Source organism: Prevotella sp. MA2016 (assembly GCF_000619825.1).
In the GTDB taxonomy this organism is placed as follows: Bacteria; Bacteroidota; Bacteroidia; order Bacteroidales; family Bacteroidaceae; genus Prevotella.
The window spans coordinates 115,899-142,265 of sequence record NZ_KK211036.1 but is presented as its reverse complement, the minus strand read 5'-3'; the positions used below and the strand labels follow the sequence as shown (position 1 = coordinate 142,265).

Here is a 26,367-nt window from a genome sequence, read left to right as displayed (position 1 = left end):
TAATTAAAGAATTGAAAATGGCAAACCAAATACATCCATTAGCTGTTGTTGATCCCGAAGCAAAACTGGGCGACAACAATATTATTGGCCCTTTCTGCGTGATTGACAAGAACGTGGTAATCGGCGACAACAACAAGCTGTACAACAGCGTTACATTGCATTTTGGCACACGTCTGGGTAATAACAATGAGATATTCCCCGGAGCGTCTATCTCTACCAAGCCTCAGGATCTGAAGTTTGTAGGCGAAGAGACCACCTGCGAGATTGGTGACAACAACTCTATCCGTGAGAATGTTACCATTAGTCGCGGCACTGCCTCTAAAGGCAAGACCACTGTGGGCAACGGCAACCTCCTGATGGAGAATATGCATATCGGCCACGACTGCGAAATCGGTAATGGCTGCATCATCGGCAACTCAACTAAGTTTGCAGGTGAAGTGATTGTTGACGACAACGCCATCATATCAGCCTGCTGTCTGTTCCATCAGTTCCTGCATGTAGGTGGATACATTATGTTCCAGGGTGGTAGCCGTACCAGCCAGGACATTCCTCCATACGTTATCGCAGGTAAGGAGCCTATCCGTTATGCTGGTGTAAACCTGATTGGACTGCGTCGTCGCGGTTTCTCTAATGAGACTATCGAGGCCATACACGACGCTTATCGCATCATCTACTCTAAGGGTGTGATGAAAGAAGGCGTAGCCGAGGCACGTGCAAAATATCCTGATAGCAAAGAGGTTGAATACATCTGTTCGTTTATTGAAAACTCAAAAAGAGGTGTCATCCGCTAAGACGCTAATTGTTGTCACTGGGCCAACGGCAGTAGGCAAGACAGCCTTATGCCTCGATATCGCCCAACACTTTGGCATCCCCATCATAAATGCCGACTCAAGGCAGATATATAAGGAACTGAAGATTGGTACGGCTTGTCCTACCGACGAACAACTGCGACGAGCACCCCACTATTTTGTGGGAATGCTCTCGCTGCACGATTACTATAGTGCATCGCTCTTTGAACAACAGGTTTTAGAGATTCTCAATCAGGAGTTTAGTAAACACGACTACGCTCTGCTTACAGGTGGAAGTATGATGTATATTGATGCCGTGTGCAATGGCATTGATGACATTCCTACCATTGATGACCAGACGCGAGAAACACTGAAAGCCAGACTAGCCAATGAAGGGTTAGAGAGCCTGGTGGAAGAACTTCGGAAGCTGGATCCAGAATACTACGAGATAGTAGATAAGAAGAACCCGCGACGCGTGGTACACGGATTAGAGATTTGCTTGATGACCGGCAAGACTTATACATCTTTCCGCAAGCGCGAAAAGAAGCAACGCCCATTCCGTATAGTGAAAATAGGACTAAACCGCAATCGCGAGGAACTTTACAATCGTATCAACGATAGAGTTGACCAGATGATGGCCGACGGACTGCTGGAAGAGGCACGAAGCTTATACCCAATGCGACAAATGAACGCACTGAACACAGTGGGATACAAAGAGATGTTTGCCTATCTGGACGGAACATGGACACTAGAAGAAGCTGTAGAACGCATTAAAGGCAACACACGACGATATGCCAGAAAGCAACTGACGTGGTATAAGAAGGACGAGCAAATAAAGTGGTTTCACCCCGACGAAATAGAACAAATTTACAGTTACATATCTCAAGACTATGAGCAACGAGACAATTAACAAATGCTTAGGCTGGCTGAATGCGGCACAGCAGAAAATAATGGGCCTCTGGCCTTGGTATAAAGGATTGTATCAGGGACGCGCGTGGTATATCAAAACACTCGTTACCATCGCTTCACTAATAGTAGCTTTCTTCCTTTATCTAGGAGCTGTTGACATGAACTTCCTGTGGTTGTTCGGCAAATCGCCATCTATGTCAACCATCAAGAACAAACGCCCTGCCGAGGCATCAATGATATATAGTGCCGACGGCAAGCAGATAGGTAAATTTTTCAGCGAAAACCGTACACCTGTAGGCTACGATGACGTGAATCCTGCATTCTGGAAAGCACTTATCGACACTGAAGACGAACGATTCTACAGCCACCATGGTATCGACTACCAGGCTTTTGTTGCTGCACTGAAAGACTATGCGCTGCATCATGATGCACGTGGTGCATCTACCATCACCCAGCAATTGGCAAAGAACTTATTCCGTACTCGTTCTGAATATTCCACAGGACTGCTTGGCAACATCCCAGGCATCAAGATGCTCATCCTGAAGAGCAAGGAGTGGATTACTGCATATAAACTGGAGTTCTTCTTCACTAAAAATGAGATTCTCACGCAGTATGCCAATACCGTTGACTTCGGTTCTAACGCATTTGGCATCAAGACGGCCTGCAAAACATACTTTGGTTGCTCGCCTAAGGAACTGACAACCGAGAATGCTGCTATACTGGTGGGCATGCTGAAAGCTACCACCTATTACAACCCACTTATCAATCCAAACAACTCTCTGAAGCGCCGAAACATCGTACTCGACCTGATGCAAAAGCATGGTGATCTGACCAAACAGGAGTGCGACTCACTGAAGCAGTTGGAGATTAAACTGGACTACAGTGTGGAGAACGCCTACGACGGTGAGGCAAACTACTTCCGTGAGGCTGTGGCCGACTTTATGAAAAACTGGTGCGCCAATTATTATGGCGAGACTAAGAAATACGCTTACTACACTGAGGGCTTGAAGATCTACACAACACTCGACACCCGTATGCAGAAGTATGCTGAAGAAGCAGCCGTAAAGCAGATGAAACAGGTGCAGAAGTCATTCAACGCTCACTGGGGATCTACTAACCCATGGCAGGACGAACGCCACGTTGAGATTCCACACTTCATAGAGGATCTGGCAAAAAAGACACCTTATTATAAGGTTCTTGACAGAAAATTCGAAGGCAATCAGGATTCTATCGATTACTATCTGAACTTGCCACATAAAGTAAAGCTGTTCGACTACGAGAACGGCTATATCGAAAAAGAAATATCTACACTCGACTCTATCCGATACATGGAGCGCTTCATGCATTGCGGATTTGTAGCCATAGAGCCTCAGACTGGACATGTTAAGGCTTGGGTGGGCGACGTTGACTTCAAAACATGGAAGTACGACAAGGTTACAGCCATGCGCCAACCTGGATCTACCTTTAAGTTGTTTGTATATACTGAGGCTATGAACCAAGGCATAACACCTTGCGATACCCGCAAGGACGAGTATTTCTCGATGAAGGTAATGGACCACGGACAAGAGGTGACTTGGGCACCTACTAATGCCGATGGTCGATTCTCTAATTCACTCATCACCCTGAAACAGGCTTTTGCCATGAGTATCAACTCTGTAGCCGTTAGATTGGGACAGGAATGTGGTATCGACAATATTGTTAAGACTGCCCACGATATGGGAATCAAGAGCAGACTTGATGCTACTCCAGCCCTGGCTCTCGGTTCGAGCGATGTAAACCTGCTGGAAATGGTAAGTGCCTACTGCACACCATGTAATGATGGCGTACAGCATGACCCTGTATTAGTGAGCAGAATTGAAGATCGCGATGGAAACGTGATTTACGAGGCACCCACAGATGGCAATCAGGCTATACCATATCGTAGTGCCTTCCTGGTTCAGCAGTTGCTGATGGGTGGTATGAGCGGTACAAGTTCACGTCTGAGAGGATTTGTAGGCTATGATATTACTGATACTGATTTTGGTGGTAAGACAGGTACATCCAACAACCACTCTGACGCATGGTTCATCGGCACTACACCTAACCTGGTTTGCGGAGCTTGGGTTGGTGGCGAGTATCGTTGCATACACTTCCGTTCAGGTATGCTTGGACAGGGTAACCGCACTGCACTACCTATCTGCGGTTACTTCTTAGGCAGTCTGCTTAAGGATCCGACATTCAAGAAATATCACGCTAAGTTCAAGGAGCCTAAAGACCCATCGCTCACACCTGCCATGTATGGCTGTGGAGGATATCTGGCCATGCCTTCTGACTCAGATTCTATCGGTACTGATTCTTTGACGATGGTAGATGGCACAGAACTGATTGAGGTGAAAGGTGAAGGCAATCTGAACAATGCTGAAGGCAGCAATGAGAATGCCACACAGACACCAACACCCAACAATAACGGTGAAGCTACCGAGAAGAAAGATTAATGCAAACAGAACAGCAACTTGATTTGGACAACAAAGAGTGGCAAGACGCTCTCCAAATCATAAACTATACACGGCGCTCGCTTTTCCTAACAGGAAAGGCGGGCACTGGTAAATCTACCTTTCTTCGATACGTTACGAAAAACACCAAGAAAAAGCACGTGATACTGGCACCTACAGGCATTGCTGCTATCAATGCTGGCGGCTCTACACTGCACAGCTTTTTTAAACTCCCCTTCCACCCGCTATTGCCCAACGATGTGCAGTACGACTGGAAACACCTTAAGAAAACACTGAAATACAACAGCGCCCAGTGCAAACTGATACGCGAGGTAGAACTGATCATCATCGACGAGATATCGATGGTGCGCGCTGATATCATCGACTTTATAGATAAGGTATTACGCGCGTACACGCGTACGCCCGAACCATTTGGAGGTAAACAGCTACTACTGGTGGGCGACATCTACCAGCTGGAACCTGTACTGAAGGATGACGACCGCCAACTGCTGCAGCCCTTCTATCCTTCAGCCTACTTCTTCAATGCTAAAGTGTGGCAAACCATGCCTATCGTGTCGATTGAGCTCCGCAAGGTATATCGCCAAACGGATGATAAATTCATCGCCATTCTGGATCGCATCCGCAACAACACCGCCACACATACAGATTTGCAATCCCTAAATAGTCGCGTAGTCTCCCCAAACACTCAACACTCATCTCTAGACACCCAACAACTCTCTATCACCCTTGCTGCCCGCCGCGATACAGTAGATTTCATCAACGACCAGCAGCTGAACGCATTGGAAGGAGAAACAAGTATGTTTAAGGGCGAAATTAAAGGCAATTTCCCTGAGAGTTCGCTCCCTACCCCCATGGAATTGCATCTGAAACCAGGTGCACAAATCATCTTTATCAAAAACGACAAAGAGAAACGCTGGGTGAACGGCACACTGGGCACGATCGAATATATCGACGAGGAAAGCGGTGTGATTGGTGTCATGACAGAAGAACACGAAGAGTTCGACGTTGAGCGCGATATCTGGGAGAACATGCGCTACACCTTTAACGAAAAGGAACAGAAGATTGAGGAGGAACTGCTGGGCACCTATACCCAGTTTCCCTTGCGCCTAGCATGGGCTATAACCGTACATAAGAGTCAGGGACTGACATTCTCACAAATCTCAATCGACTTTGGTGGTGGCGGCGCCTTTGCTGGCGGCCAAACATATGTGGCCCTCTCGCGCTGTACATCGCTTGAAGGCATCACACTGAAGGAGCCATTACGCCCCAGTGATATCTTTGTACGCGCCGAGGTAGTAAGGTTTGCCCATCAATACAACAACCAGCAAATCATTAACCAAGCCCTGCAGGAAGGTAAGGCCGATCGCGAGTATCACGATGCCGTAAATGCCTTTGACCGAGGCGATTTCAAATCGTTCCTCGACTCATTCTTCAAGGCCATCCATCTGCGTTACGATATCGAAAAGCCGCATATACGCCGCTATATACGCCATAAACTGGAGATTATCAACAAGCAGAAACGCGAGATGGAACGCATGAAGGCTGACCATGAAGCAGAGGTGGCGCTGCTGAAAAACGAACTGGAGGCAAAACGCGAAATGCTGAAACGCCTTGCAGCCGAATACACCATCTTAGGACGTGAGTGTGAACATGAGCACATGCCCGAAGCAGCCATTCGTAATTATCAAAAGGCACTCGAACTTTATCCCGATGCCGGCGACGCTCAGCGCCGACTGAAAAAACTACAGAAAACAGCCCAATAATTTAATGTTATTTAAAACACAAAAATAACAACGAAATACAATCGTTTACACATCAAATTTTGTTAATTTTGTTTAAAACAATATCTTGTGTAGGCACACAGAGGCGATTCATCAAAAAAAAACGCGAAAAAATTTGTGAGTTTCCAAAAAAAGTCTTACCTTTGCAACCGTTATCCTGAAAACAATCTTTTTACCTTAGAAAGCTAATACCTATTGAAGATATGGAGCGATCGCTTGCGAAAGTCATCGCTTTATTTTTTGCCTATAACTAAACTGTTAAACTTTCATAAATATCACTCAAAGTTCTAAGTTTTAAAATCATAGTTCAATAAAAATATGTACCTTTGCACCCCGTTAGAGTCCGTTGGGGCAGAGTTAAGTGTGTACGAACGTATGCCGCCTCGCGGAAAAACCCCTAAATACAAAGTAAAAGCAAAATGTACGCAATTGTAGAAATTCAGGGTCAGCAGTTCAAGGCTGAGGAGGGCAAGAAGCTCTTCGTGCACCACATCAAGGATGTAGAGGCAGGCAAGACTGTTGAATTTGACAAGGTACTGCTCGTAGATGCTGACGGTGCAGTGAAGGTAGGTGCTCCAACCGTTGATGGAGCCAAAGTAGTGTGTGAAGTAGTGAACCCACTCGTAAAGGGTGACAAGGTCATCGTTTTCAAGATGAAGCGTCGTAAGGACTCTCGTAGTCGCAACGGTCATCGTGAGCAGTTCACAGAAGTAGTAATCAAGTCGGTAATCGCTTAAAAACGTAGGAGGAACAACATTATGGCACATAAAAAAGGTGTAGGTAGTTCTAAGAACGGTCGTGAGAGCGCAGCTCAGCGACTTGGCATTAAGATCTTCGGCGGTCAGCAGTGTATTGCTGGTAACATCATCGTTCGCCAGCGTGGCACAAAGCACAACCCTGGTAACAACGTTGCCATCGGTAAGGACGACACCCTCTACGCTCTCGTAGACGGAACCGTTAACTTCCACAAAGGCAAGTACAACAAGAGCGTTGTATCAGTTATTCCAAACGCTGAAGCCTAAGTAAATTAAAAGAAAACACTTATTCCAAACAAACAACAGATTCCCGCACTCCGCAAGGAGTAGCGGGATTTCTGCATTTTTAAGTTGTTTTTCTTGGCTATTTAACTTAATATTTGTACCTTTGCGCCTTAGAAAAAGAATATAAACAAATTAATACGTATTTAAGATGTTAACACTAAAACTCATCAATGAGGAAACAGAACGCGTAATTCGCGGATTGGAGAAAAAACACTTTACTGGTGCCAAAGAGGCTATCGACAACGTTTTAGCTATCGACAAGCGTCGCCGTGAGGCCCAGCAGGAGCTGGACAAATGTCTGAACGAGCAGAAACAGCTCTCTGGTCAGATTGGCCGACTGATGAAGGAAGGCAAGAAAGACGAGGCCGAGCAGGTAAAGACTCAGGTGGCTCAGCTTAAAGAGAAATCAAAGGAAATGGACGAGGCTATGGCTAAGGCTCAGGAAGAGATGACTACCCTGCTGTGCCAGATTCCAAACATCCCATACGACGAGGTGCCCGAAGGTCGCGCTGCCGAGGATAACCACGTGGTAAAGAGTAACCTCAAGGAGTGTACTGCCAATGACACCGTGGGAAACTGGGACGTGAACCCATCACTTGGCATCGCCAATCCCCTGCCCCACTGGGAACTGGCTAAGAAATACAACCTCATCGACTTTGACCTGGGTGTAAAGATTACCGGTGCTGGATTCCCTGTATATATCGGCAAAGGTGCCCGCTTGCAGCGTGCCCTTATCAACTTCTTCCTCGACGAAGCCCGTAAGAGCGGATATACAGAAATTATGCCACCAACAGTAGTAAATGCTGCATCTGGTTATGGTACAGGTCAGCTGCCTGATAAGGAAGGTCAGATGTACCACTGTGAGGTTGATGATTTCTATCTCATCCCAACAGCTGAGGTTCCTGTAACCAACATCTATCGCGACGTGATTCTCGACGAGAAAGACCTGCCTATCAAGAACTGCGCTTATACAGAGTGCTTCCGTCGTGAGGCTGGCTCATATGGAAAGGACGTTCGCGGTTTGAACCGCCTACACGAATTCTCTAAGATTGAGATTGTACGCATCGACAAGCCCGAGCACTCAAAGGAGAGTCACAAAGAGATGCTGGCTCACGTAGAAGGCCTGCTGCAGAAGCTTGAACTGCCCTACCGTATTCTGTTGCTGTGTGGTGGCGACCAGAGCTTTACAAGCGCCATCTGCTACGACTTTGAGGTTTACTCAGAAGCTCAAGGACGCTGGCTCGAAGTATCAAGCGTATCTAACTTCGACACCTATCAAGCCAACCGCTTGAAGTGCCGCTATCGCAATAGCGAAACAAAAAAGACCGAGCTCTGCCACACACTGAACGGCTCTGCTCTGGCCCTGCCAAGAATCGTTGCCGCCCTGTTGGAAAACAACCAGACAGAGAATGGCATCAAGATTCCTGCAGCGCTCGTGCCCTATATGGGTTGCGACATCATCGATTAGTCAACAACTGAATAAATACTTATGAACAAAATCGTTAGAAAAGAGCAATTCTCAGAGAAGGTTTTCCTCTTCGAGATTGAAGCTCCACTGATTGCGAAAAGCCGCAAAGCAGGCAACTTCGTAATCGTGCGCGTAGGCAAGAAAGGTGAGCGCATGCCGCTGACCATCGCTGGCGCAGACATTGACAAGGGAACCATCACACTGGTAGTACAGATGGTGGGACTCTCATCTAAAAAACTCTGTGCCCTTAACGTGGGCGACTATGTGACCGACGTGGTTGGTCCGTTAGGAAACCCCACCAAAATTGAGAACTACGGTACCGTTGTTTGCGCAGGTGGCGGATTGGGCGTAGCACCTATGCTGCCCATCATCCAGGCGCTTAAAGCAGCAGGAAACCGCGTTCTCTCAGTCATGGCAGGTCGCTCTAAAGACCTTATTATCCTTGAAGACAAGGTACGCGAAAGTTCTGACGAGGTAATCATTATGACCGACGACGGCAGCTATGGCGAAAAAGGCGTAGTGACCGTCGGTATCGAAAAATTCGTAGAACAGGAGCATGTCGATAAAATCTTTGCCATCGGCCCTCCTATCATGATGAAGTTCTCAAACCTGACCGCTCAGAAGCACAACATTCCTTGTGAGGTATCACTCAACACCATTATGGTAGATGGAACAGGTATGTGTGGTGCTTGCCGACTCACCATTGGTGGAAAAACAAAGTTTGTATGTATCGACGGTCCAGAGTTCGACGGTGCTCTTGTGGATTGGGACGAGATGTTCAAGCGCATGGGAACCTTCAAACGCGAAGAGCAGGAAGAGTTGGCCCACTACGAGGAGCATCTTGACAGCATCAACGCAGAAGAGAAGGTTGAAACCAAAACTACTGACGTGGTAATGGATGCCGATCCAACCAACGACACCATCGACGTGCTGACCGACCGCAATGCTGCTTGGCGTAAGGAACTTCAGCAGAGCATGAAACCTAAGGAGCGCACTCAGATTGAGCGTGTGGTAATGCCAGAGCTCGATCCTGTTTATCGTGCCACCACACGTACCGAGGAGGTAAATATCGGCCTCACTAAGGAGATGGCAATGACCGAAGCCAAGCGCTGCTTAGACTGTGCTAAGCCAAGTTGCGTAGAAGGTTGCCCTGTCAACATCAACATTCCATCGTTCGTCAAGAACATCGAGCGCGGACAGTTCCTGGCTGCAGCAAAGGTACTCAAGAACACCTCTGCCCTCCCAGCCGTTTGCGGTCGTGTTTGTCCTCAGGAAAAACAGTGCGAAAGCAAGTGTATCCACCTGAAGATGAACTCAAAGCCTGTAGCCATTGGCTATCTGGAGCGTTTCGCAGCCGATTACGAGCGAGAGAGCGGCAATATCAGTCTGCCTGAGATTGCACCTGCCAACGGCATAAAGATTGCCGTCGTAGGTTCTGGTCCTGCCGGATTATCGTTTGCTGGCGATATGGTCAAGAAAGGTTATGATGTTTACGTGTTCGAGGCACTCCATGAGATTGGTGGTGTGCTGAAGTATGGTATTCCAGAGTTCCGCCTTCCCAACAAGATTGTTGATGTAGAAATCGAGAATCTTGCCAAGATGGGCGTACACTTCCAAACTGACGTGATTGTTGGTAAGACCATCAGCGTAGAGCAACTTGAGGCTCAAGGATTCAAGGGCATCTTCGTTGGCTCTGGTGCAGGTCTGCCTAACTTCATGAATATTCCTGGTGAAAACAGCATCAATATCATGTCGTCAAACGAATACTTGACACGTGTAAACCTGATGGATGCAGCCAACCCCAAGACCGACACTCCACTGAATCCTGCCAAGAGTGTACTCGTGGTAGGTGGTGGAAACACTGCTATGGACTCTTGTCGTACAGCCAAGCGTCTGGGTGCCGATGTTACACTGGTATATCGCCGCTCTGAGGTTGAGATGCCAGCCCGACTGGAAGAGGTGAAGCATGCTAAGGAAGAGGGCATCAAGTTCCTCACCCTTCATAACCCCATCGAATACATTGCCGACGAGCAGGGTGCTGTAAAGCAAGCCGTGCTGCAGGTGATGGAGCTGGGCGAGCCCGATGCATCTGGTCGTCGCAGTCCTGTTCCAGTTGAAGGAAAAACTGTCACCCTCGACGTTGATCAAGTGATTGTAGCTGTTGGTGTATCACCTAATCCATTGGTACCAAAGAGTATCGAAGGTCTTGAGTTAGGTCGCAAGAACACCATCGCCGTTTCAGAGGAGATGCAGTCTTCTCGCAGCGAAATCTTCGCTGGTGGCGACATTGTGCGTGGTGGTGCTACCGTCATCCTTGCTATGGGCGACGGTCGTCGTGCCGCATTGAACATGGATAAGCATCTGCGTGGAGAAGAAGCTTAATCAAGATAAAGAGAGCCATCGCCTGTGGCATCGTCTCAATGAGCGATTTGTCAAGGCGATGGCTACTTATCATCTGATAGATGATGATGATCGCATCCTCGTCGGTCTCTCAGGTGGTAAGGATTCGCTGCTATTGCTGGAAATGCTGGCCAAGCGAGCCAGAATTCATCATCCACGCTTCGAAGTTGCAGCACTGCACGTGAGGATGGAAAACATCCATTACGAGACCGATACTAGCTATCTGCAAGATTTTTGCGACAATCTTGGTGTAAAACTCCACGTACAAACAACGCGATTCGAGATAGGAGCTGATAATAGCAAGGACGCCCGCCGACAGAAGACACCCTGTTTCCTATGTTCATGGAACCGCCGCAAAGTGATGTTCAACCTGGCACAGGAGCTCGGCTACAATAAGATAGCACTAGGCCATCATCAGGACGACCTGTTGCACACAGCACTCATGAACCTCTCGTTTCAGGGCCGATTTGACACGATGCCTGCCTTTTTACAGATGCGCAAAATGCCACTAGCAATCATTCGGCCACTCTGCATGATGGAAGAGAAAGACATCAAAGCCTATGCCGAGTTGCAGGAGTATCAGAAGCAGAAAAAGCTATGCCCCTACGAAAGCAACTCGCATCGAACAGAAATAAAAGAACTCTACAATGCAATAGAGCGCATGAACCCAGAAGCTCGCTACAGCATTTGGAATGCGCTTAACGCGGACAACAAACTGATAGAAGAATAATTATGAAACTGATTAGAATTACGATACTAGCTCTGAGCGTACTGTTAGCACTACCGATGGTAGCACAGAAACGTAAACGTGTTGCTCCAAAAGCAAAACCTGTACCCGTGATTGAAGAACCACAGGAAGACCCACGCATCACCAATATGCGCGAGATGACCCAGCAAATTCTCATCATCGACAGTATCGTAACTAGTAAAGAGCAGTTTTTAGCTTCTATCCGTCTGTCGTCAGAATCAGGCAGACTCATGCCTACCAGCAGTTTCTTTAAGAACCAGAAAGAAGGTTGCCTTTACATTAATGAAATGGGCAACAAGGTTTACTTCAGTCAACCAGAAGATAGTCTGCAACAACTCTTTACATCAGACAAACTGGGAAATGAGTGGAGTCGTCCGCAAAGACTGATTGGCATCAGCGAAGGCCTCAACGAGACTTCCTACCCCTTCATGCTGTCAGATGGTGTCACCTTCTATTTCGCAGGTAAAGGCGAAGAGAGTATTGGTGGCTATGATATATTCGTGACACGTTATGACTCACGCAGCGGCAGTTTCCTGAAACCCGAAAACATAGGTATGCCTTTCAACTCTGAAGCCAACGACTATATGTATGCTATCGACGAAACAAACCGTATAGGCTACTTCGCAACCGATCGCCGTCAGCCTGAAGGAATGGTTTGTATCTATATATTTGTGCCGTCAGATACACGTAAGACATACGACAGTTCACTATACACCGAAGAACAGATACGCCATCTGGCAGATATCAGTAGCATTGCCGACACATGGGCAGATGGTGTAGAACGTCAGGCTGCACTCGACAGAATCAAATCAAAATACGCTGACGTAGAAAGGAATAGAAAGGAAGATGGCACCAACAGAGAGGCATCATCTATAAAATTCCACTCTAAAGAGGCTCAGTCGCTATATCAGCGACTATTAAGAGTGCAGAATGAACTCGACAAAGTAAACACAACTTTAAATATGCTTCGACAGAAGTATCGCAAGGCTGGTGCCGCAGAGCGCAACCAGATTAAGAGCGAGATACTGCAACTCGAAGACGAGGCGCTACAGCTAAACGCTAGTTCAAAGCAGCTTGACAAAGCAGCGCGTAATGCCGAAATAAATGGTAAAAACAATTAATATACTAAGTCTATGAACAAGAAAACATTTCCGGAATCAGAATTGATTATTAATGCCGATGGTTCATGTTTCCATCTGCATCTCAAGCCAGAGCAACTGGCAGATAAAGTAATATTAGTGGGCGATCCTGCCCGTGTAGATACCGTTGCCGCCCACTTCAACTCAAAGGAGTGTGAGGTTAGCAGTCGCGAGTTTCACACCATCACTGGTACGTATAAAGGTAAACGTATCACCGTACAGAGTCACGGCATAGGATGCGACAATATCGACATCGTAGTAAATGAGCTAGATACTCTTGCCAACATCGATTATAACACCCGTGAGGAAAAGGATGAGCATCGCACACTCACGATGGTGCGCATCGGCACCTGCGGCGGTCTGCAGCCCAACACCCCTACCGGTTGTTTCGTAGCCTCTGTGAAGAGTATCGGTTTTGATGGCTTACTCAACTATTATGCAGGGCGCAATGTGGTATGTGATACCGAGATGGAACGTGCTTTCCGCGAGCACATGCAGTGGAATCCCATCAAGGGAGCACCTTATGTATCAGTAGGTGACGAAGAACTCATCGAACAGATAGCACAAGATGACATGGTACGTGGCTACACCATTTCATGTGGTGGATTCTATGGTCCACAGGGACGCGTTTTGCGTGCCGACATCGAAGACCCACGCCAAAACGAGAAAATTGAGTCGTTCGAGTATGAGGGCATGAAGATATGCAACTTCGAGATGGAGAGTTCTGCCCTTGCTGGCATGGCTTCGTTGTTGGGTCATCGTGCCATGACCTGCTGTATGGTCATTGCCAACCGTTATGCCCAAAAGATGAACACAGAGTACAAGAACTCTATCGATACACTTATCACCAAAGTTTTAGACAGAATTTGAATGAACGAAACAATCTGTGCACTCGCCACAGCCACAGGTGGCGCTATAGGAATCATAAGAATCTCAGGCCCCAAAACGCTTGAGATTCTTTCTCGTGTGTTTAGCAAGGACATACGTCATGCCCAACCCAACACCATCCACTATGGCCACATCAAAGATGACTCAGAGATCATCGACGAAGTCCTCGTCAGCATCTTCCGAGCACCACATAGTTACACAGGCGAAGACAGCACAGAAATATCATGTCACGGATCCAGCTACATCCTCAACCGCGTACTTGCCCTCCTCATAGAGAACGGTTGCCGACAGGCTGGACCAGGTGAGTTCACCCAGCGTGCCTATCTCAATGGCAAGATGGACCTCTCACAGGCTGAAGCAGTTGCCGACCTGATAGCCTCAAACAACAAGGCTACACACCAGATAGCCATGAGCCAACTGCGTGGACACTTCTCATCTAAGTTGGCACAACTGCGCGAACAACTGCTGAAGCTCACCTCTTTGTTAGAGCTAGAGCTCGACTTTTCCGACCACGAAGACCTTGAGTTTGCCGACCGTAACGAGTTGAAAGAACTCACCAACACCATTGACAATCACATCACGCATTTAGCCAGCACCTTCCAAACAGGCAACGCCCTGAAAAACGGCATTCCCGTAGCCATTGTTGGCGCCCCAAACGTAGGTAAGAGCACCCTACTTAATGCTCTTCTAGGTGAAGAGCGTGCCATCGTTTCCGACATACAAGGTACTACTCGCGATGCTATTGAAGATACTATCCAGTTGGGAGGCATCACCTTCCGCTTCATCGATACAGCAGGCATCCGTCATACCGACGATAAAATAGAAAACCTCGGCATCCAACGATCAAAGGCTGCTGCTCAGCGTGCACGCATCATCCTGCTCATGACCTTGCCTGGCGTACCCTACCCCGAGATTGAAACGAACGATGACCAGACCGTCATCCGTATTGAGAACAAAACCGAAGCATTCCAAGCCAAATTTGGCATAGGTCTCGACACCCTGAAACAGCAACTTATCGATGCTGCTCCAAAAACCTCCGACACCGACATTATCGTTACCAATGCCCGCCACTACGATGCTCTAGTACGGGCTCACCAGCACATCCAGCGTGTCATCGACGGTCTTGAGATGCAACTCAGCGGCGACCTACTCAGCGAAGACCTCCGCCAGGCCCTCGACACCCTTTCCGAAATCACCGGCGGCCAAATCACCCCCAACGAAGTACTAGGCAACATCTTCAAAAACTTCTGCGTGGGTAAATAGATTGTAACTTATTGATTACTAGATGGTTATAACGGTTTGTTAGAGTATTTTAACAAATACAATAACTATCTAATTATCAGCTATTTGCAAAAATCTGCAAATAAAAATTATCACATTCTGCGGTAGAAAGTACGAAAAATGGGGGTAAAAATCTGCAAATATCCGATACTCATTTTGAGGGTAGTTGTCACCTAATATTTGCAGATTTTTGTAGATGTTTGCATTGCACCGATTTCATTATATTATCATGCCTGCACTAAAGCAGGTTTTGATAATATGATATACAACAACAAGAAACACTTCTACGATCCATACGATAGTTTGGACGCAGAATGGAAAGCAAGAATCTCTCATGAGATGCTTTCTGTAAGAGAAGCGGCTAATCTCTCTGGATTCAGTCGCCAGTACATTAACAAACTCATTGCAAACGGCATCATTGATGCAAAAAAGAACAACGATGGGAACTATGTGATAGCATGGATAAAGATCATCAGATGGTTCTCGGCTCTTCCAACCACACCAACCTCCCCTATCGGTTATGCCAGTTACTCTTTGAAAGAGCTGATGCGCTACACGGGCATGAGCAGATGCTGGTTACTTAAGTTTGCGACACGTAATTCTATTCCTTCATACTATGTTGGTATGTATCGTCGTTTCTGCAAGTCAGCCTGTGAAGAAGCATGGAAACGTGAATCTATAGCACTGAAGCGTTGGCTTATCATTGAAGAAGCCTGCGCACTCTTCGATATTGATGAGGAAGTCATCTTTGCTCTTGCCGCCCTACATAAGATAAGAGTGAAAAGACTGAATAAAAGCCAGGTTTATAATAAGGCAGATATACTGTCCGTCGTGAAGAAAGGAGGTAAATTATGTCACGAGTGATTCTAAAGTACAGAAATATTTCACAGGGTAAAATGAAATCCATCTACCTGGAGTTTAATCCTGCTATTCATGACATCAAGGGCAATAGCATAAGATACGAATGCTTGAATTTGGAAATATACACCAATCCGGAGAATAGCTATCAGTTCAAGCACAACAGATCCGTAGAGGAGATTGCAGAAACAATTAGATGTGAAAGGTATCTGCAGCTGGTTCGTCACGACTACAGTTTCTTGGCTAAGGCCAGGCTTGACGAGGACTTTTTAGAGTATTTCAGATTGAATGGTGATTGTCATGGTGCAAAATATCAAAGCAGCCGACTTCATTTTGAGAGATTTTGTAAGGGACAATGCAAGTTTAGGGACATCAATGCGAGCCTATGCGAACGGTTCCGTCTTTACCTGCTTCGTACCAAGGGGCTGCAGCACACCAAGAAAAAGCTATCCAAGAACTCTGCAAGTGCATATTTCAATGCATTCCTTAGCATTGTCCATTTTGCCTATAGGGACAATATTCTTTCTGAAGACTACACCACATGCATAGAAAAGATAAAATGGAACCATGACATTCCAAAGGAATATCTTTCTAGTGCGGAAATCAAGCAGTTAGCAAGTACACCATATGCTGATAATCCAGATGTGTACAGGGCTGGCATGTTTTCCATCTATACTGGATTAAGAAGGAGTGACATCCTTGCTCTCAGATGGGAAAATATACATCATGACCGTGGAAGAAAAGCGTATATCAGGTTCCGTATCAAGAAAACGGGCACTTTGATTCAATTGCCCTTGTCTCTTCCAGCCATCAGAGTGTTAGGTGAATCGAAATCAGAAGGAAAGATATTCCCCATGATTACAGAAAGCATTCTTGTAACTCATGTTGATCGATGGATTAGCAAGGCAAAAATCCGCAAGCACATCACCTTCCACTGTTTCCGGCACACATTCGCCATGCAGCTGTTGGACAAAGGTGTTGACATTTACACCATTGCTGCTCTTCTCGGGCATCGGCAGGTGTCAAGCACACAGAACTACGCCAAGATGACTTCGAAGAAAATGATTGAAGCAATCGTGAAAATGGAATAGTACAATTCAGAACAATATAAATTCGGCGGTAATTTTAGTTTACTGCCGATTATATAGTTCATATATAAAGAACTACTCGAACGTTGGTTGAAGACTCTGACGGTACTCGCTGGGTGACTGACCAAGATGCTTTGTGCAGTAGCGGCTGAAGTAAGAAAGAGTAGTGAAATTCATAAGTTATGCTATCTGGGTGAGGGACAGGCGCTCATCATTCAGATATTCTTTTAATATAGGTACGGTGTGTCGGTCGATGTATGAGGTGACACTGTGTCCTGTCACGCGCTTGATGGTGGCCGAGAGATACTTTGGCGATACGTTTAGTCGCTCTGCGTAGTAGCTCACATCGCGCTCTGTGCGGCTGATGCCGGTGGAGAGAAGTGCCATGAGCTGCTTGACGATGTAGGCTGTCCGGTCAGTATGCGAGTCTGTGGATTCTCGTTGGGCATGGGCATCGAAGATGTCGTACATCATCGTAAGGCAGAGGCTGCCCATCAGGTTGCTGTCGAGGAATAATCGAAAGATGCTGAAAACGGACAAATTGAGTGCAACTCTTTGTGAGAACAGGGGTTGCACCCAATCTTTTTGAATCATTATTTCAAAAGAAATCGACGGTATGAGAAGTTTGCAACTGAGTTGCAAGTGAAATGTCGTATCTTTGCAGCGCAAATTGATATTATATCATAATTAAATGTGATGAAACCGTTATTGCTGCTGTTGTCCATATCTGTTTTATTGCTGTCTGTCATACCATGTAATTGGGATGACATGACAGAGCATTTGGATGCAGTACAGTGCCATCAGATGCATAGAAATGACGGCTCTCATCATGATCACACTTCATGTCCAGAAGGGCATTGCTGTTGCTCGCCTTTCTCCAGTTGTTGCGGATGCGCAAACGTCGTCAAGGCGAAAAAAGTGACGGAAATGTGCTTGAAGCCCTTATCTTGCCACAAGGTCTTCACTCCTTATTCCAATGGATATGTGCATACGGTTTATGCATCTATCTGGCAACCGCCTCAATAGTATCAATTCCATCTTTTAGTGTATTATTGACCTGCGGTCAATATAGTTTACTTTATAGAATTGATACTAAATATAAGTTATGTTTCAACGTATCATCAAGTTCTCTATTGAGAACAAATTGGTGGTCGGGGTATTTACCTGTGCATTGGTGGCGTGGGGCCTATGGTCCTTGCTTCATCTGCCTTTCGATGCCACACCCGACATCACCAACAATCAGGTGCAGATTATCGTGACGTCTCAATCTACTGGTGCTGAGGAGATGGAGCGTAACGTCACTACACCTATCGAAATGGCATTAGCCAATATTCCAGAAGTAAAAGAGCGGAGGAGCATCAGCCGTAGCGGAATGGCGGTTATCACGATGGTCTTCAACGACGCAACTGACAACTATTGGGCGCGTGAACTGATAGACCAGCAGTTGGGGGGCGTCAAGGAAAAACTGCCTGATGACGTGGATGTGGAACTGGCACCCATCTCTACCGGTTTGGGTGAAATATACCATTATACCATCCGTGCCGAGAAGGGGTATGAGGATAAATACTCGCTCACCGACCTGCGTACCATTCAAGATTGGATTGTGAGAAAACAGTTGTCGGGTACGCCAGGTATTGCCGAGGTCAGTGGCTGGGGCGGTTATGTGAAGCAATATGAGGTGGATATAAACCTGGAGCGCCTCAATGCCATGGGCGTGACGATTGCCGAACTCTATACTGCCCTGAACGAGAACAATGAAAATACTGGCGGCGGTTACATAGAGCGTCTTTCCAATCAGTATTATATTCGAGGCCTCGGATTGGTGAAGACGTTGGATGACATTGAGAAAATCGTGGTGAAGACCCAGGGCGGTGTGCCCGTTCTGGTGGGTGATGTGGCGAAGGTGCACTTCGGACATGCAACACGCTACGGTGCCGTGACCCGTAATGGTGAAGGCGAGGTAGTGGCTGGTATCACGCTGATGTTGAGGGGCGAGAATTTTCAGGAAGTCATCAAAAATGTGAAGTCACGCATTGCCGATATTCAGAAGAGTCTTCCCAAGGGTGTTGTCATTGAGCCATTTATTGACCGCACCTTGTTGGTAGACCGTGTTACTAACACCATTGCACGCAATCTGATGGAGGGTGGACTCATTGTCATCTTCATTCTCATCTTTTTCTTGGGAAACTATAGAGCCGGACTTGTTGTGGCTTCGGTCATCCCGTTGTCGATGCTGTTTGCCTTCGGTATGATGCGCGTGTTTGATGTCAGCGGCAACCTGATGAGTCTTGGTGCCATCGACTTTGGTATGATTGTTGACGGTGCCATCATCATCGTAGAAGCCGTGGTGGCGAGGATAGCTTCCCAGGATGACACACAAATCCGTAATTTCGACAATCTGGTGTATGAATCGTCGAGTAGGATACGTAAGTCGGCTGCCTTCGGAGAGATGATCATCATGATTGTCTATTTGCCGATGATGACCTTGGTGGGTATCGAGGGAAAGATGTTCCGTCCCATGGCTATGACCATTTTCTTTGCCATCCTCGGCGCCTTTATTCTCTCGCTTACATATGTCCCGATGATGTCGGCTGTATTCTTGAAGCGGAAAACCACCAACAAGGTCATGCTGCGTTTGGAGCACGCCACGACGTCACTCAGTGCGCGTATGATGGCCCGGCTGCAATCATGGTATCTGCCTCTGGTGGATAAATGCATAAATCACGGCAGGGGTGTCATTGTCGGTATGATGGCACTCTTTGGGGCCTCGCTGTTCCTGATGAGTCGGCTTGGAGCTGAATTTGTACCCACGCTCGAAGAAGGAGATTTCGCTGTAGAATTGAGTATGGCGCAGGGCACGTCGCTCACCCAAATGGTGGAGACCTGTACAAAGGCGGAACAGATTCTGAAACAGGAGTTCCCCGAAATCAAACAGGTGGTGACGCGCATCGGTTCTGCAGAAATACCCACCGACCCGATGCCCGTGGAACGCGCCGACATGCTTGTCGCCCTGAAACCAAAAGCAGAGTGGACTTCTGCCGAGACGAAAAATGATTTGCAGGAAAAAATGGAAGAAGCCCTTGGTGTGATTCCAGGTCTTGATGTGGAGATGTCGCAGCCTATCCAGATGCGTAATAACGAGTTGATTACTGGTATTCGTCAGGATGTCGCGGTGAAAATCTACGGTGGTGATACGGAGGTGTTAGCGGACCTGGCCGACAGGGTGGAGCGCCTTATCAAGGATGTTGAAGGCGTGGGTAGCCTGTTTGTGGAAAAGGTAAATGGACTGCCGCAACTGCAAGTGGAATACAACCGTCAGATGTTGGCCAAGTATGGTATTTCTATCCGTCAGGCCAACGATGTGCTGCAGTCGGCTTTCGCAGGAAAAATAGCAGGGAGCGTGACGGAGGAGAATCGTCAGTTTGACATTGTGCTCCGCATCCACAATGACGGACGTGATGCCCTTTCCAATTTTGAGGAACTATTCGTACCCTCACCGTCTGGCATTTCCGTTCCCATGCGCCAGTTGGCCACCATCAGTTATAAGGAGGCTCCGGCGCAAATCTCTCACGAGGATGGGGAGCGCAGTATCTTTGTAGGATTCAACGTGAAGGGGCGGGATGTCAGTTCCACGGTCATGGATATCCAGCAGATTCTTGACGACCGTCTGGAGATGCCTGCCGGATACCACTATGCCTTCGGGGGTGAGTTCGAGAATCTGCAGAGCGCCACAGACCGGTTGATGGTTGCCATTCCCGTGGCTCTCGTGTTGATTCTGCTATTGCTTTATGCCACTTTGAAGAGTGTGCGTGAGACGCTATACGTTGCATCGGCTATTCCGCTTTCAGCCATTGGCGGTATCGTTGCCTTGTGGCTTCGCGGCATGCCAATGAGTATCTCGGCAGGAATCGGCTTTATTGCCTTGTTCGGTGTTGCCGTACTCAATGGTATAGTACTCGTGGGACAGTTCAATGCCTTGCAACATCATGGTGTCACGGATGTCCGTCAGCGCATACTCGAAGGATGCGAACACCGTCTGCGCCCAGTTGTCATAACGGCATTGGTAGCTTCTTTTGGTTTCCTGCCCATGGCCCTCTCCACCAGTGATGGAGCCGAAGTACAGCGTCCGTTGGCCACCGTCGTTATTGGCGGTCTGCTCACAGCCACGGTTCTTACGCTCTTCGTGATTCCTACCATTTACAAGACTTTTACGAAAAAAACGGAAGCAAATTCACATCAAACAGAAAATGAAAAGAATATATAGTACCTTATTAATATTGATCTGTTGCCTGTCGTCAGTGGATGCACAGTCGCTGGCGAAGTGCATCGAGATTGCCCGTGCCAACAACATGGGCGTGAAGGTGGCCGACCTGCAAGTGCAGCGGGCAAAACGAATGGAAGGCTCCTATTTCGAGCTGGATCGGACGGAGTTGTTGCTGTCGCAGGACCCGACATCGGGCGGCAGTCCCGACAATGCACTGACGCTCTCGCAGAAGATTGATTTCCCGACCGTTTACGGCAAGCGGCGGAAACTGCTGAAAGCCGAAACTTTGGTTGAAGAAAGCCGGCATCAACTTACGGAAAGTGAACTTACGAGGGATGTTTCCGTGGCTTATAGTCAGCTGCTCTTTTGGCAGCATGTCGAAGCGCTGCTTTGCGGAAACGACTCCGTGCTGGGTGAGTTTGTCAGGACGGCAGACATCCGATATAAAAACGGTGAGACCAACCGCCTGGAACTGATGAACGCCCAGCAGATGAAGGCAGAGAATGGTATCAGACTGCGTGAGGCTCAGGATGAGAAAACGGCTGCCGCCATACAGTTGCAGCAGTTGATGAACACCTCGGAAACAGTTGTTGCCACAGACGGTTATCTGTGTGTGCAGCCTGTGGACGATGCCTGGTCGTTTGCCGCTACCCCGCAGGGACAACTATTGGAGAGTGAGCAGATGCGCAGTGAAAGTGAACTGAACTACATCCGCCAGGGAATGATGCCATCATTCAACGTTGGAATCCGTCATCAGTTGGTCATTTCAGGTATCAACCCCTACAACGTGGACAGGTCGCGCTTCGACAAGGGTAACTGGATGGGCTTTGAAGTCGGGGTGGCCTTCCCGCTTTTCTACGGCTCCCAGAAGGCTCGTAAATCTGCTGCAAAACTGGATGTGGATATCGCACGCACAAGAAAGGAACAGGCAGAGCGCAAGAGCGGTTCCGAACTGCTGATTGCCAAGAATGCCTTGGAGAGTGCCAGACGCTCATACGACTATTATCAGAGCGATGGCTTTCCTGCCGCCAAGGAGATGCGTCGCCTGTCGCGTATCGAATATGGAGCCGGAGAGATTACCTACGTGGAACACGTGCAAAACCTGTCGGCGGCACTTGCCGTTGAGATGGATAATGCCAAGGCCATCGATGCGTTGAATCAAGCCATCATCAAACTGAATTTTATCAAAGGAAAGTAATTATTAACGATTAAGAAGATGAAGATAATAATATATTCTATGATCGCCCTGTCGCTGCTGACCGTTTCTTGCAAGAACGAAGTGAAGCAGGCAGAGGAAGAAAAAGAGTCGCATGAAGAGAATGTCGTTGAATTGACCGAACAGCAATTGAATACCATCGGTGTCAAGTTCGGGCATGTAGAGCAACGCCAACTTTCGGGCACCATCAATGCCACGGGAACTTTGAGACTTTCTCCGCAAGACCGTGCGGATGTCACCTCTTTGGTTGCTGGCATCACCAAGCGCATCCTGGTGAAAGAAGGACAGGCTGTAAGGCAGGGACAGACGCTGGCCTTAGTGGAGAACACCGAGATTGTGGCTCTACAGAAAGACTATCTCGTTGCTTCCCGGCAATTATCGCTGGCACGGCAGGCCTTGCAGCGTCAGCAGGATATTCATGAACAAGGGGCTGGTGTGGGTAAAAACCTGCAACAGGCCAAGGCCGAATTTGACATGGCCAGCGTCACCGAGCAAGGCTTGCGCCTTCAGTTGGAACAACTGGGTATCAGCAGTCGTCAGGTGGCGCAAGGGCATTTCTCGAATGCTGCTCCCGTACGTTCACCCATCTCGGGCGTGGTGGGCGAGATATTGGTAAGTATGGGAAGTTATCTCGACAGCGAGACCGTGCTGATGAAGGTCTATGACAACAAAGCCCTCCATGCCGACCTCCATGTCTTTGAAAGCGACATCGCCAGCATCCACATCGGCCAGAAGGTCACCATGCAACTCTCCGACCAGTCCTCAACACTCCTCACGGGCACTGTCTCGTTCGTTACCGCAGCCTTGGACAATGAGTCGAAGTCGGCTTCTGTTCATGTCAAACTCGACAGCGCGGAAGGGGCAAAACTCTTGCCCAATATGTTCGTTTCGGCAGTCATCCACTGTGACGAACAGACCTGCGATGCCGTGCCCGATGAAGCCATTGTGATGAGTGCCAATCGCAAGTTCGTATTTGTCAGTCTTGGTTCCAACCGTTTCCGGAAACAGGAAGTCGTCACGGGATTCAGCCAGCAAGGCTACACGCAAATCACATTCACCGACAGCGTGTCTCCTTCCTCCGAAATTGTCATAGCCAAGGCCTTTTATCTGGAGTCTATGTTGGCCGACCACGGTGAGGAGGAATAAGTAAATACCATTGTTATGGTATTGCACAAATGCTAAGAAAGGTGTACTTTTGCAATTGATGATACGAATTGTCACATACGAGCCGCAATACAAGCAGGACTTTATCCAACTGAACAAGCAGTGGATAGAGACCTGGTTCAGACTGGAGCAGTCTGATCTTGACACATTTGCACATATCGATGACAACATCATCGGACATGGTGGGCAGATATTTCTGGCTATAGACGAAAGCAGACAGGTTGTGGGTTGCTGTGCGCTGAAACCGCATCCTGAATCTGACTGTCACGAGCTGGCAAAGATGGCAGTCTCTCCAGATGCACAGGGAAAAGGCATCGGTCGCCAACTGGGCGAGGCATTATTAGACTATGCCCGCAGTCATGATGTAAAACGAATCTTTCTCGAAGGCAACACCCGCTTGGAAGCCTCCATTGCTCTTTATCGCAAATTGGGATTCAAGGAGATACTGCTGAAGAATAATGCCTACGAACGTTGTGATATACTGATGGAACTGTGTCTGGAGAATAAAACAGCGACCATCAGACCGATAGAACAGGAAGATCAGAAGCCGCTTGCCCGTGTGATACGTTCTGTGTTCGAGGAATATGGAGCACCATTGGTGAACACCGTCTATGATGATTCCCGCACATGGCATATATGGAAATCCTTGCAGGATGTGAATGCCGGATATTGGGTCATCAACGAAGATAGTGAGGTGATGGGGGGCTGTGGTTTCTATCCAACAGAAGGCTTGCCTGAAGGATATGTAGAACTGGTAAAATTCTATCTTTCCCCGAAAGTTCGTGGGAAGGGGTATGGCTCAAAACTTTTCTCACTGGTCATCAATGAAGCACGGAAAGCAGGCTATACACATCTCTACATTGAGTCTTTCCCGGAGTTTGCCGATGCAGTGAAGATGTATGCCCGTCATGGTTTTGTGAAACTGCCTTCTCGCCTTGGTCATTCAGGCCATACGGCAACTACAATTCACATGGTATTATCTCTATGACAAACTTCGAAACATTATCAAAACTTTTGATAATGTTGCTTGATTTGCCATAATCTCGATGTTTTTAATTTCCTTACTGTAGATTTCTCAACTTTCGGGAGTGATTAGAAATTATGTTGCTTCACAAGGTGTTGTGACCATCAGCACAAGGTTATGGCTCCAAATACAACCCAGATAGTGTGGAGAATTTGAGCCATACCACGGATCACATTGGGTAGATGAAGGAACAACAGTTACCTTTGCAACCTAATTTCATCTACTCCAGAAAGTAGAAACATACATTTTTCTTTTCACGCGCATACGCGCACGATGTCAACATTGTGGAAAGTTTTTTCTGCCGTCCAAAAGAAAAAGAGAAAGTATAAAATGGATTGAACTTGGCACGGTTTAGTTTATTTGCATTTAATATATCCATAACCTAAACTAAACTTTTTTCCGCCAAATAATATAATAAACGGACTCTGATTGACAGAATGAAGAGTGCCGAAGGACAAAAAGGGACAGATAACTACTCAATAGTGTCCCCCGAGGGACAGATTTCGTAAAATGCTACAAAGGGACAAAAATAGTGTCAACACTTTTTAACAAGCCAATTTTGAGTTATAAAATACGCCCATTTTTCGTCTGATTATAAATATATACAAAGAACTGCAAAGATAAATGTACCTAAAGGGACAGAAATTGGAAGTCGCTCTTCACTCGCTTCTCAGCGAATACAAAAATGTGCAAGAATCCGTGTTAACGAATGTGAATATACAAAGAACTGGAAAAACGTCTTTGCAGATGTTTGTATATTTTATTTTTGACGGCAGCTTCATTTGCAGATTTTTGTATATTTTCCGTCCCTCCTCCGTCCCTCGGCATAGTATCTGTCCCCTGCAATTGGAGGCATATACACTGATTATCAACGACTTATATTTGCAGATTTTACATTCTGCGTCGGAAAGTAGATTCTGCGTGGGAAAGTGATTTTTTGCAAAGAAAAGCATACTATATGCAAATATGGCTTGTAAATCGCATGATTTCAAGCATTTAAAATTTCGTCTATTTTTGCAGATTTTTGATTTTTAACTTCGATATTTGCAGATTATCACCCATTTTGTCCCCCATCTGTCCCCCGAAGTAACACTTTTTCTTCGAGGGACAAAAAATTTCATCATAGTTGATTCGCACTATTTTATGAACCATAAAAAACTTCTTAACGTTGCTTTAAGAGTTGGCAAGGGAAGTATGGGAATGCAAGGAATTACCGAATTATTTCACCCCTGGGCCTGAAAAGTTTTTATTGGATGCCCTGCAGACGGCAAAAAGTTTTTGAAAAAATCCGAGGAATAAGGCACCTGGTACTTGCAGAATACGGCTTGCACTAACTTTGCGACGGAAAAAGTAAGTGTGACTCGCTTCGTCAGGAAAAGGCATAAATGAAGAAGTCGGAATAAGAATGTTTTCGTTAAGCCAAATGACCAAAGTCAAACTTGTTTGTGCTTTGGCATGGCGAGAAAACTTCGCTAAATGCAACAATTCAGTGACAGATACGAAAAGGAGGATGCCGTCAGTAAGAGACAAGCGGGTGTCGCCGCACACCATCCGCCACACCACTGCTACCCATCTGCTGCAAGCTGGCGTAGATATCAATACCATCAGGGCATGGTTGGGACACGTGTCTGTGGAGACAACGAACATCTATGCTGAGGTGAATTTGGAAATGAAGGCCAAAGCCTTGCTGAATTGTGAGATGAAGGCTAAAAAATCCAAAAAGCATTGGAGAGATGACAAAAACCTAATGGCATTTTTGGATAGTCTGTGATTTATGTGTAACTTTGCGCAGTCAAATTTATGTTGTGCACAACATAAC

20 protein-coding genes are annotated in these 26,367 nt (G+C 47.0%); 19 read left to right on the top strand and 1 reads right to left on the bottom strand.

Translation table 11 applies throughout. The annotated features are described in order from the left end of the window. Window positions 1-17: 17 nt before the first annotated feature. The 14 genes from lpxA to T360_RS0111220 all read left to right on the top strand — a co-directional run bounded on the left by lpxA (window position 18) and on the right by T360_RS0111220 (window position 16,883). The gene (gene lpxA / locus T360_RS0111285; protein WP_028912879.1) at window positions 18-791 is read left to right on the top strand and encodes an acyl-ACP--UDP-N-acetylglucosamine O-acyltransferase; all 774 of its coding nucleotides are present in this window, start codon (window positions 18-20) and stop codon (window positions 789-791) included. Then, a complete protein-coding gene (miaA, locus tag T360_RS0111280) occupies window positions 778-1,698 on the top strand; it encodes a tRNA (adenosine(37)-N6)-dimethylallyltransferase MiaA (RefSeq protein ID WP_028912878.1) in 921 nt (306 codons plus the stop codon). Before lpxA ends, miaA begins: the two co-directional genes overlap by 14 nt. After that, entirely contained in the window at window positions 1,679-4,171 is a 2,493-nt protein-coding gene (locus tag T360_RS15265) for a transglycosylase domain-containing protein (protein WP_369793516.1), read from the top strand. The genes miaA and T360_RS15265 overlap by 20 nt, the downstream gene beginning before the upstream one ends. Beyond that, a complete protein-coding gene (locus T360_RS0111270) occupies window positions 4,171-5,952 on the top strand; it encodes an ATP-dependent RecD-like DNA helicase (RefSeq protein ID WP_028912877.1) in 1,782 nt (593 codons plus the stop codon). The genes T360_RS15265 and T360_RS0111270 overlap by 1 nt, the downstream gene beginning before the upstream one ends. Before the next feature lie 437 nt (window positions 5,953-6,389). Then, window positions 6,390-6,707: a 50S ribosomal protein L21 gene (rplU, locus tag T360_RS0111265; RefSeq protein WP_028912876.1), complete on the top strand. Its 318-nt coding sequence runs from the start codon at window positions 6,390-6,392 to the stop codon at window positions 6,705-6,707. A 21-nt stretch (window positions 6,708-6,728) separates the two neighbouring features. Then, window positions 6,729-6,992 (top strand): 50S ribosomal protein L27, encoded by a 264-nt coding sequence (rpmA, locus tag T360_RS0111260; RefSeq protein WP_028912875.1) that lies wholly within the window; start codon window positions 6,729-6,731, stop codon window positions 6,990-6,992. 166 nt (window positions 6,993-7,158) lie between these two features. Further along, window positions 7,159-8,478: a serine--tRNA ligase gene (serS, locus tag T360_RS0111255; RefSeq protein WP_028912874.1), complete on the top strand. Its 1,320-nt coding sequence runs from the start codon at window positions 7,159-7,161 to the stop codon at window positions 8,476-8,478. A 21-nt stretch (window positions 8,479-8,499) separates the two neighbouring features. Then, window positions 8,500-10,860 carry a bifunctional dihydroorotate dehydrogenase B NAD binding subunit/NADPH-dependent glutamate synthase gene (locus T360_RS0111250; protein ID WP_028912873.1) on the top strand — a complete coding sequence of 787 codons (2,361 nt, stop codon included), beginning with the start codon at window positions 8,500-8,502 and terminating at the stop codon, window positions 10,858-10,860. Next, a complete protein-coding gene (locus T360_RS0111245; protein ID WP_051523540.1) occupies window positions 10,844-11,608 on the top strand; it encodes a tRNA 2-thiocytidine biosynthesis TtcA family protein in 765 nt (254 codons plus the stop codon). Before T360_RS0111250 ends, T360_RS0111245 begins: the two co-directional genes overlap by 17 nt. A gap of 2 nt (window positions 11,609-11,610) precedes the next feature. After that, window positions 11,611-12,747: a hypothetical protein gene (locus T360_RS15260; RefSeq protein ID WP_155949523.1), complete on the top strand. Its 1,137-nt coding sequence runs from the start codon at window positions 11,611-11,613 to the stop codon at window positions 12,745-12,747. 12 nt (window positions 12,748-12,759) lie between these two features. Further along, window positions 12,760-13,635 carry a nucleoside phosphorylase gene (locus tag T360_RS0111235; protein WP_028912871.1) on the top strand — a complete coding sequence of 292 codons (876 nt, stop codon included), beginning with the start codon at window positions 12,760-12,762 and terminating at the stop codon, window positions 13,633-13,635. After that, on the top strand, window positions 13,636-14,916 hold the full coding sequence (gene mnmE, locus T360_RS0111230) for a tRNA uridine-5-carboxymethylaminomethyl(34) synthesis GTPase MnmE (protein WP_028912870.1): 1,281 nt from the start codon (window positions 13,636-13,638) through the stop codon (window positions 14,914-14,916). 276 nt (window positions 14,917-15,192) lie between these two features. Further along, window positions 15,193-15,798, top strand: coding sequence for a hypothetical protein (locus T360_RS0111225; protein WP_028912869.1), 606 nt, complete (start codon window positions 15,193-15,195; stop codon window positions 15,796-15,798). After that, window positions 15,786-16,883 (top strand): site-specific integrase, encoded by a 1,098-nt coding sequence (locus T360_RS0111220; protein WP_028912868.1) that lies wholly within the window; start codon window positions 15,786-15,788, stop codon window positions 16,881-16,883. The genes T360_RS0111225 and T360_RS0111220 overlap by 13 nt, the downstream gene beginning before the upstream one ends. A 177-nt stretch (window positions 16,884-17,060) precedes the next feature. Here the strand turns inward: T360_RS0111220 and T360_RS15255 are convergent, their stop codons facing one another. Continuing rightward, window positions 17,061-17,474, bottom strand: a complete 414-nt coding sequence (locus T360_RS15255) for an AraC family transcriptional regulator (RefSeq protein WP_051523538.1) — start codon at window positions 17,472-17,474, stop codon at window positions 17,061-17,063. 511 nt (window positions 17,475-17,985) lie between these two features. Between T360_RS15255 and T360_RS15250 the strand changes: the two genes are divergently transcribed. The 5 genes from T360_RS15250 to T360_RS15240 all read left to right on the top strand — a co-directional run bounded on the left by T360_RS15250 (window position 17,986) and on the right by T360_RS15240 (window position 26,319). Next, window positions 17,986-21,144 (top strand): efflux RND transporter permease subunit, encoded by a 3,159-nt coding sequence (locus tag T360_RS15250; protein WP_081772794.1) that lies wholly within the window; start codon window positions 17,986-17,988, stop codon window positions 21,142-21,144. Further along, a complete protein-coding gene (locus T360_RS16055; RefSeq protein WP_081772793.1) occupies window positions 21,128-22,342 on the top strand; it encodes a TolC family protein in 1,215 nt (404 codons plus the stop codon). The genes T360_RS15250 and T360_RS16055 overlap by 17 nt, the downstream gene beginning before the upstream one ends. 18 nt (window positions 22,343-22,360) lie before the next feature. Further along, entirely contained in the window at window positions 22,361-23,506 is a 1,146-nt protein-coding gene (locus T360_RS0111200) for an efflux RND transporter periplasmic adaptor subunit (protein WP_081772792.1), read from the top strand. 58 nt (window positions 23,507-23,564) lie between these two features. Then, window positions 23,565-24,512 (top strand): GNAT family N-acetyltransferase, encoded by a 948-nt coding sequence (locus T360_RS16560; RefSeq protein ID WP_231488156.1) that lies wholly within the window; start codon window positions 23,565-23,567, stop codon window positions 24,510-24,512. A gap of 1,546 nt (window positions 24,513-26,058) precedes the next feature. After that, a complete protein-coding gene (locus tag T360_RS15240; RefSeq protein WP_036929669.1) occupies window positions 26,059-26,319 on the top strand; it encodes a tyrosine-type recombinase/integrase in 261 nt (86 codons plus the stop codon). Window positions 26,320-26,367 lie beyond the last annotated feature (48 nt).

Bases quoted from the DNA above. Each gene is read 5' to 3' on its own strand.
- lpxA (WP_028912879.1), top strand. From the start codon at position 18: ATGGCAAACCAAATACATCCATTAGCTGTTGTTGATCCCGAAGCAAAA.
- T360_RS15265 (WP_369793516.1), top strand. From the start codon at position 1,679: ATGAGCAACGAGACAATTAACAAATGCTTAGGCTGGCTGAATGCGGCA.
- T360_RS0111270 (WP_028912877.1), top strand. From the start codon at position 4,171: ATGCAAACAGAACAGCAACTTGATTTGGACAACAAAGAGTGGCAAGAC.
- rplU (WP_028912876.1), top strand. From the start codon at position 6,390: ATGTACGCAATTGTAGAAATTCAGGGTCAGCAGTTCAAGGCTGAGGAG.
- rpmA (WP_028912875.1), top strand. From the start codon at position 6,729: ATGGCACATAAAAAAGGTGTAGGTAGTTCTAAGAACGGTCGTGAGAGC.
- serS (WP_028912874.1), top strand. From the start codon at position 7,159: ATGTTAACACTAAAACTCATCAATGAGGAAACAGAACGCGTAATTCGC.
- T360_RS0111250 (WP_028912873.1), top strand. From the start codon at position 8,500: ATGAACAAAATCGTTAGAAAAGAGCAATTCTCAGAGAAGGTTTTCCTC.
- T360_RS15260 (WP_155949523.1), top strand. From the start codon at position 11,611: ATGAAACTGATTAGAATTACGATACTAGCTCTGAGCGTACTGTTAGCA.
- T360_RS0111235 (WP_028912871.1), top strand. From the start codon at position 12,760: ATGAACAAGAAAACATTTCCGGAATCAGAATTGATTATTAATGCCGAT.
- mnmE (WP_028912870.1), top strand. From the start codon at position 13,636: ATGAACGAAACAATCTGTGCACTCGCCACAGCCACAGGTGGCGCTATA.
- T360_RS0111225 (WP_028912869.1), top strand. From the start codon at position 15,193: ATGATATACAACAACAAGAAACACTTCTACGATCCATACGATAGTTTG.
- T360_RS0111220 (WP_028912868.1), top strand. From the start codon at position 15,786: ATGTCACGAGTGATTCTAAAGTACAGAAATATTTCACAGGGTAAAATG.
- T360_RS15255 (WP_051523538.1), bottom strand. From the start codon at position 17,474: ATGATTCAAAAAGATTGGGTGCAACCCCTGTTCTCACAAAGAGTTGCA.
- T360_RS15250 (WP_081772794.1), top strand. From the start codon at position 17,986: ATGTTTCAACGTATCATCAAGTTCTCTATTGAGAACAAATTGGTGGTC.
- T360_RS16055 (WP_081772793.1), top strand. From the start codon at position 21,128: ATGAAAAGAATATATAGTACCTTATTAATATTGATCTGTTGCCTGTCG.
- T360_RS0111200 (WP_081772792.1), top strand. From the start codon at position 22,361: ATGAAGATAATAATATATTCTATGATCGCCCTGTCGCTGCTGACCGTT.
- T360_RS16560 (WP_231488156.1), top strand. From the start codon at position 23,565: ATGATACGAATTGTCACATACGAGCCGCAATACAAGCAGGACTTTATC.
- T360_RS15240 (WP_036929669.1), top strand. From the start codon at position 26,059: ATGCCGTCAGTAAGAGACAAGCGGGTGTCGCCGCACACCATCCGCCAC.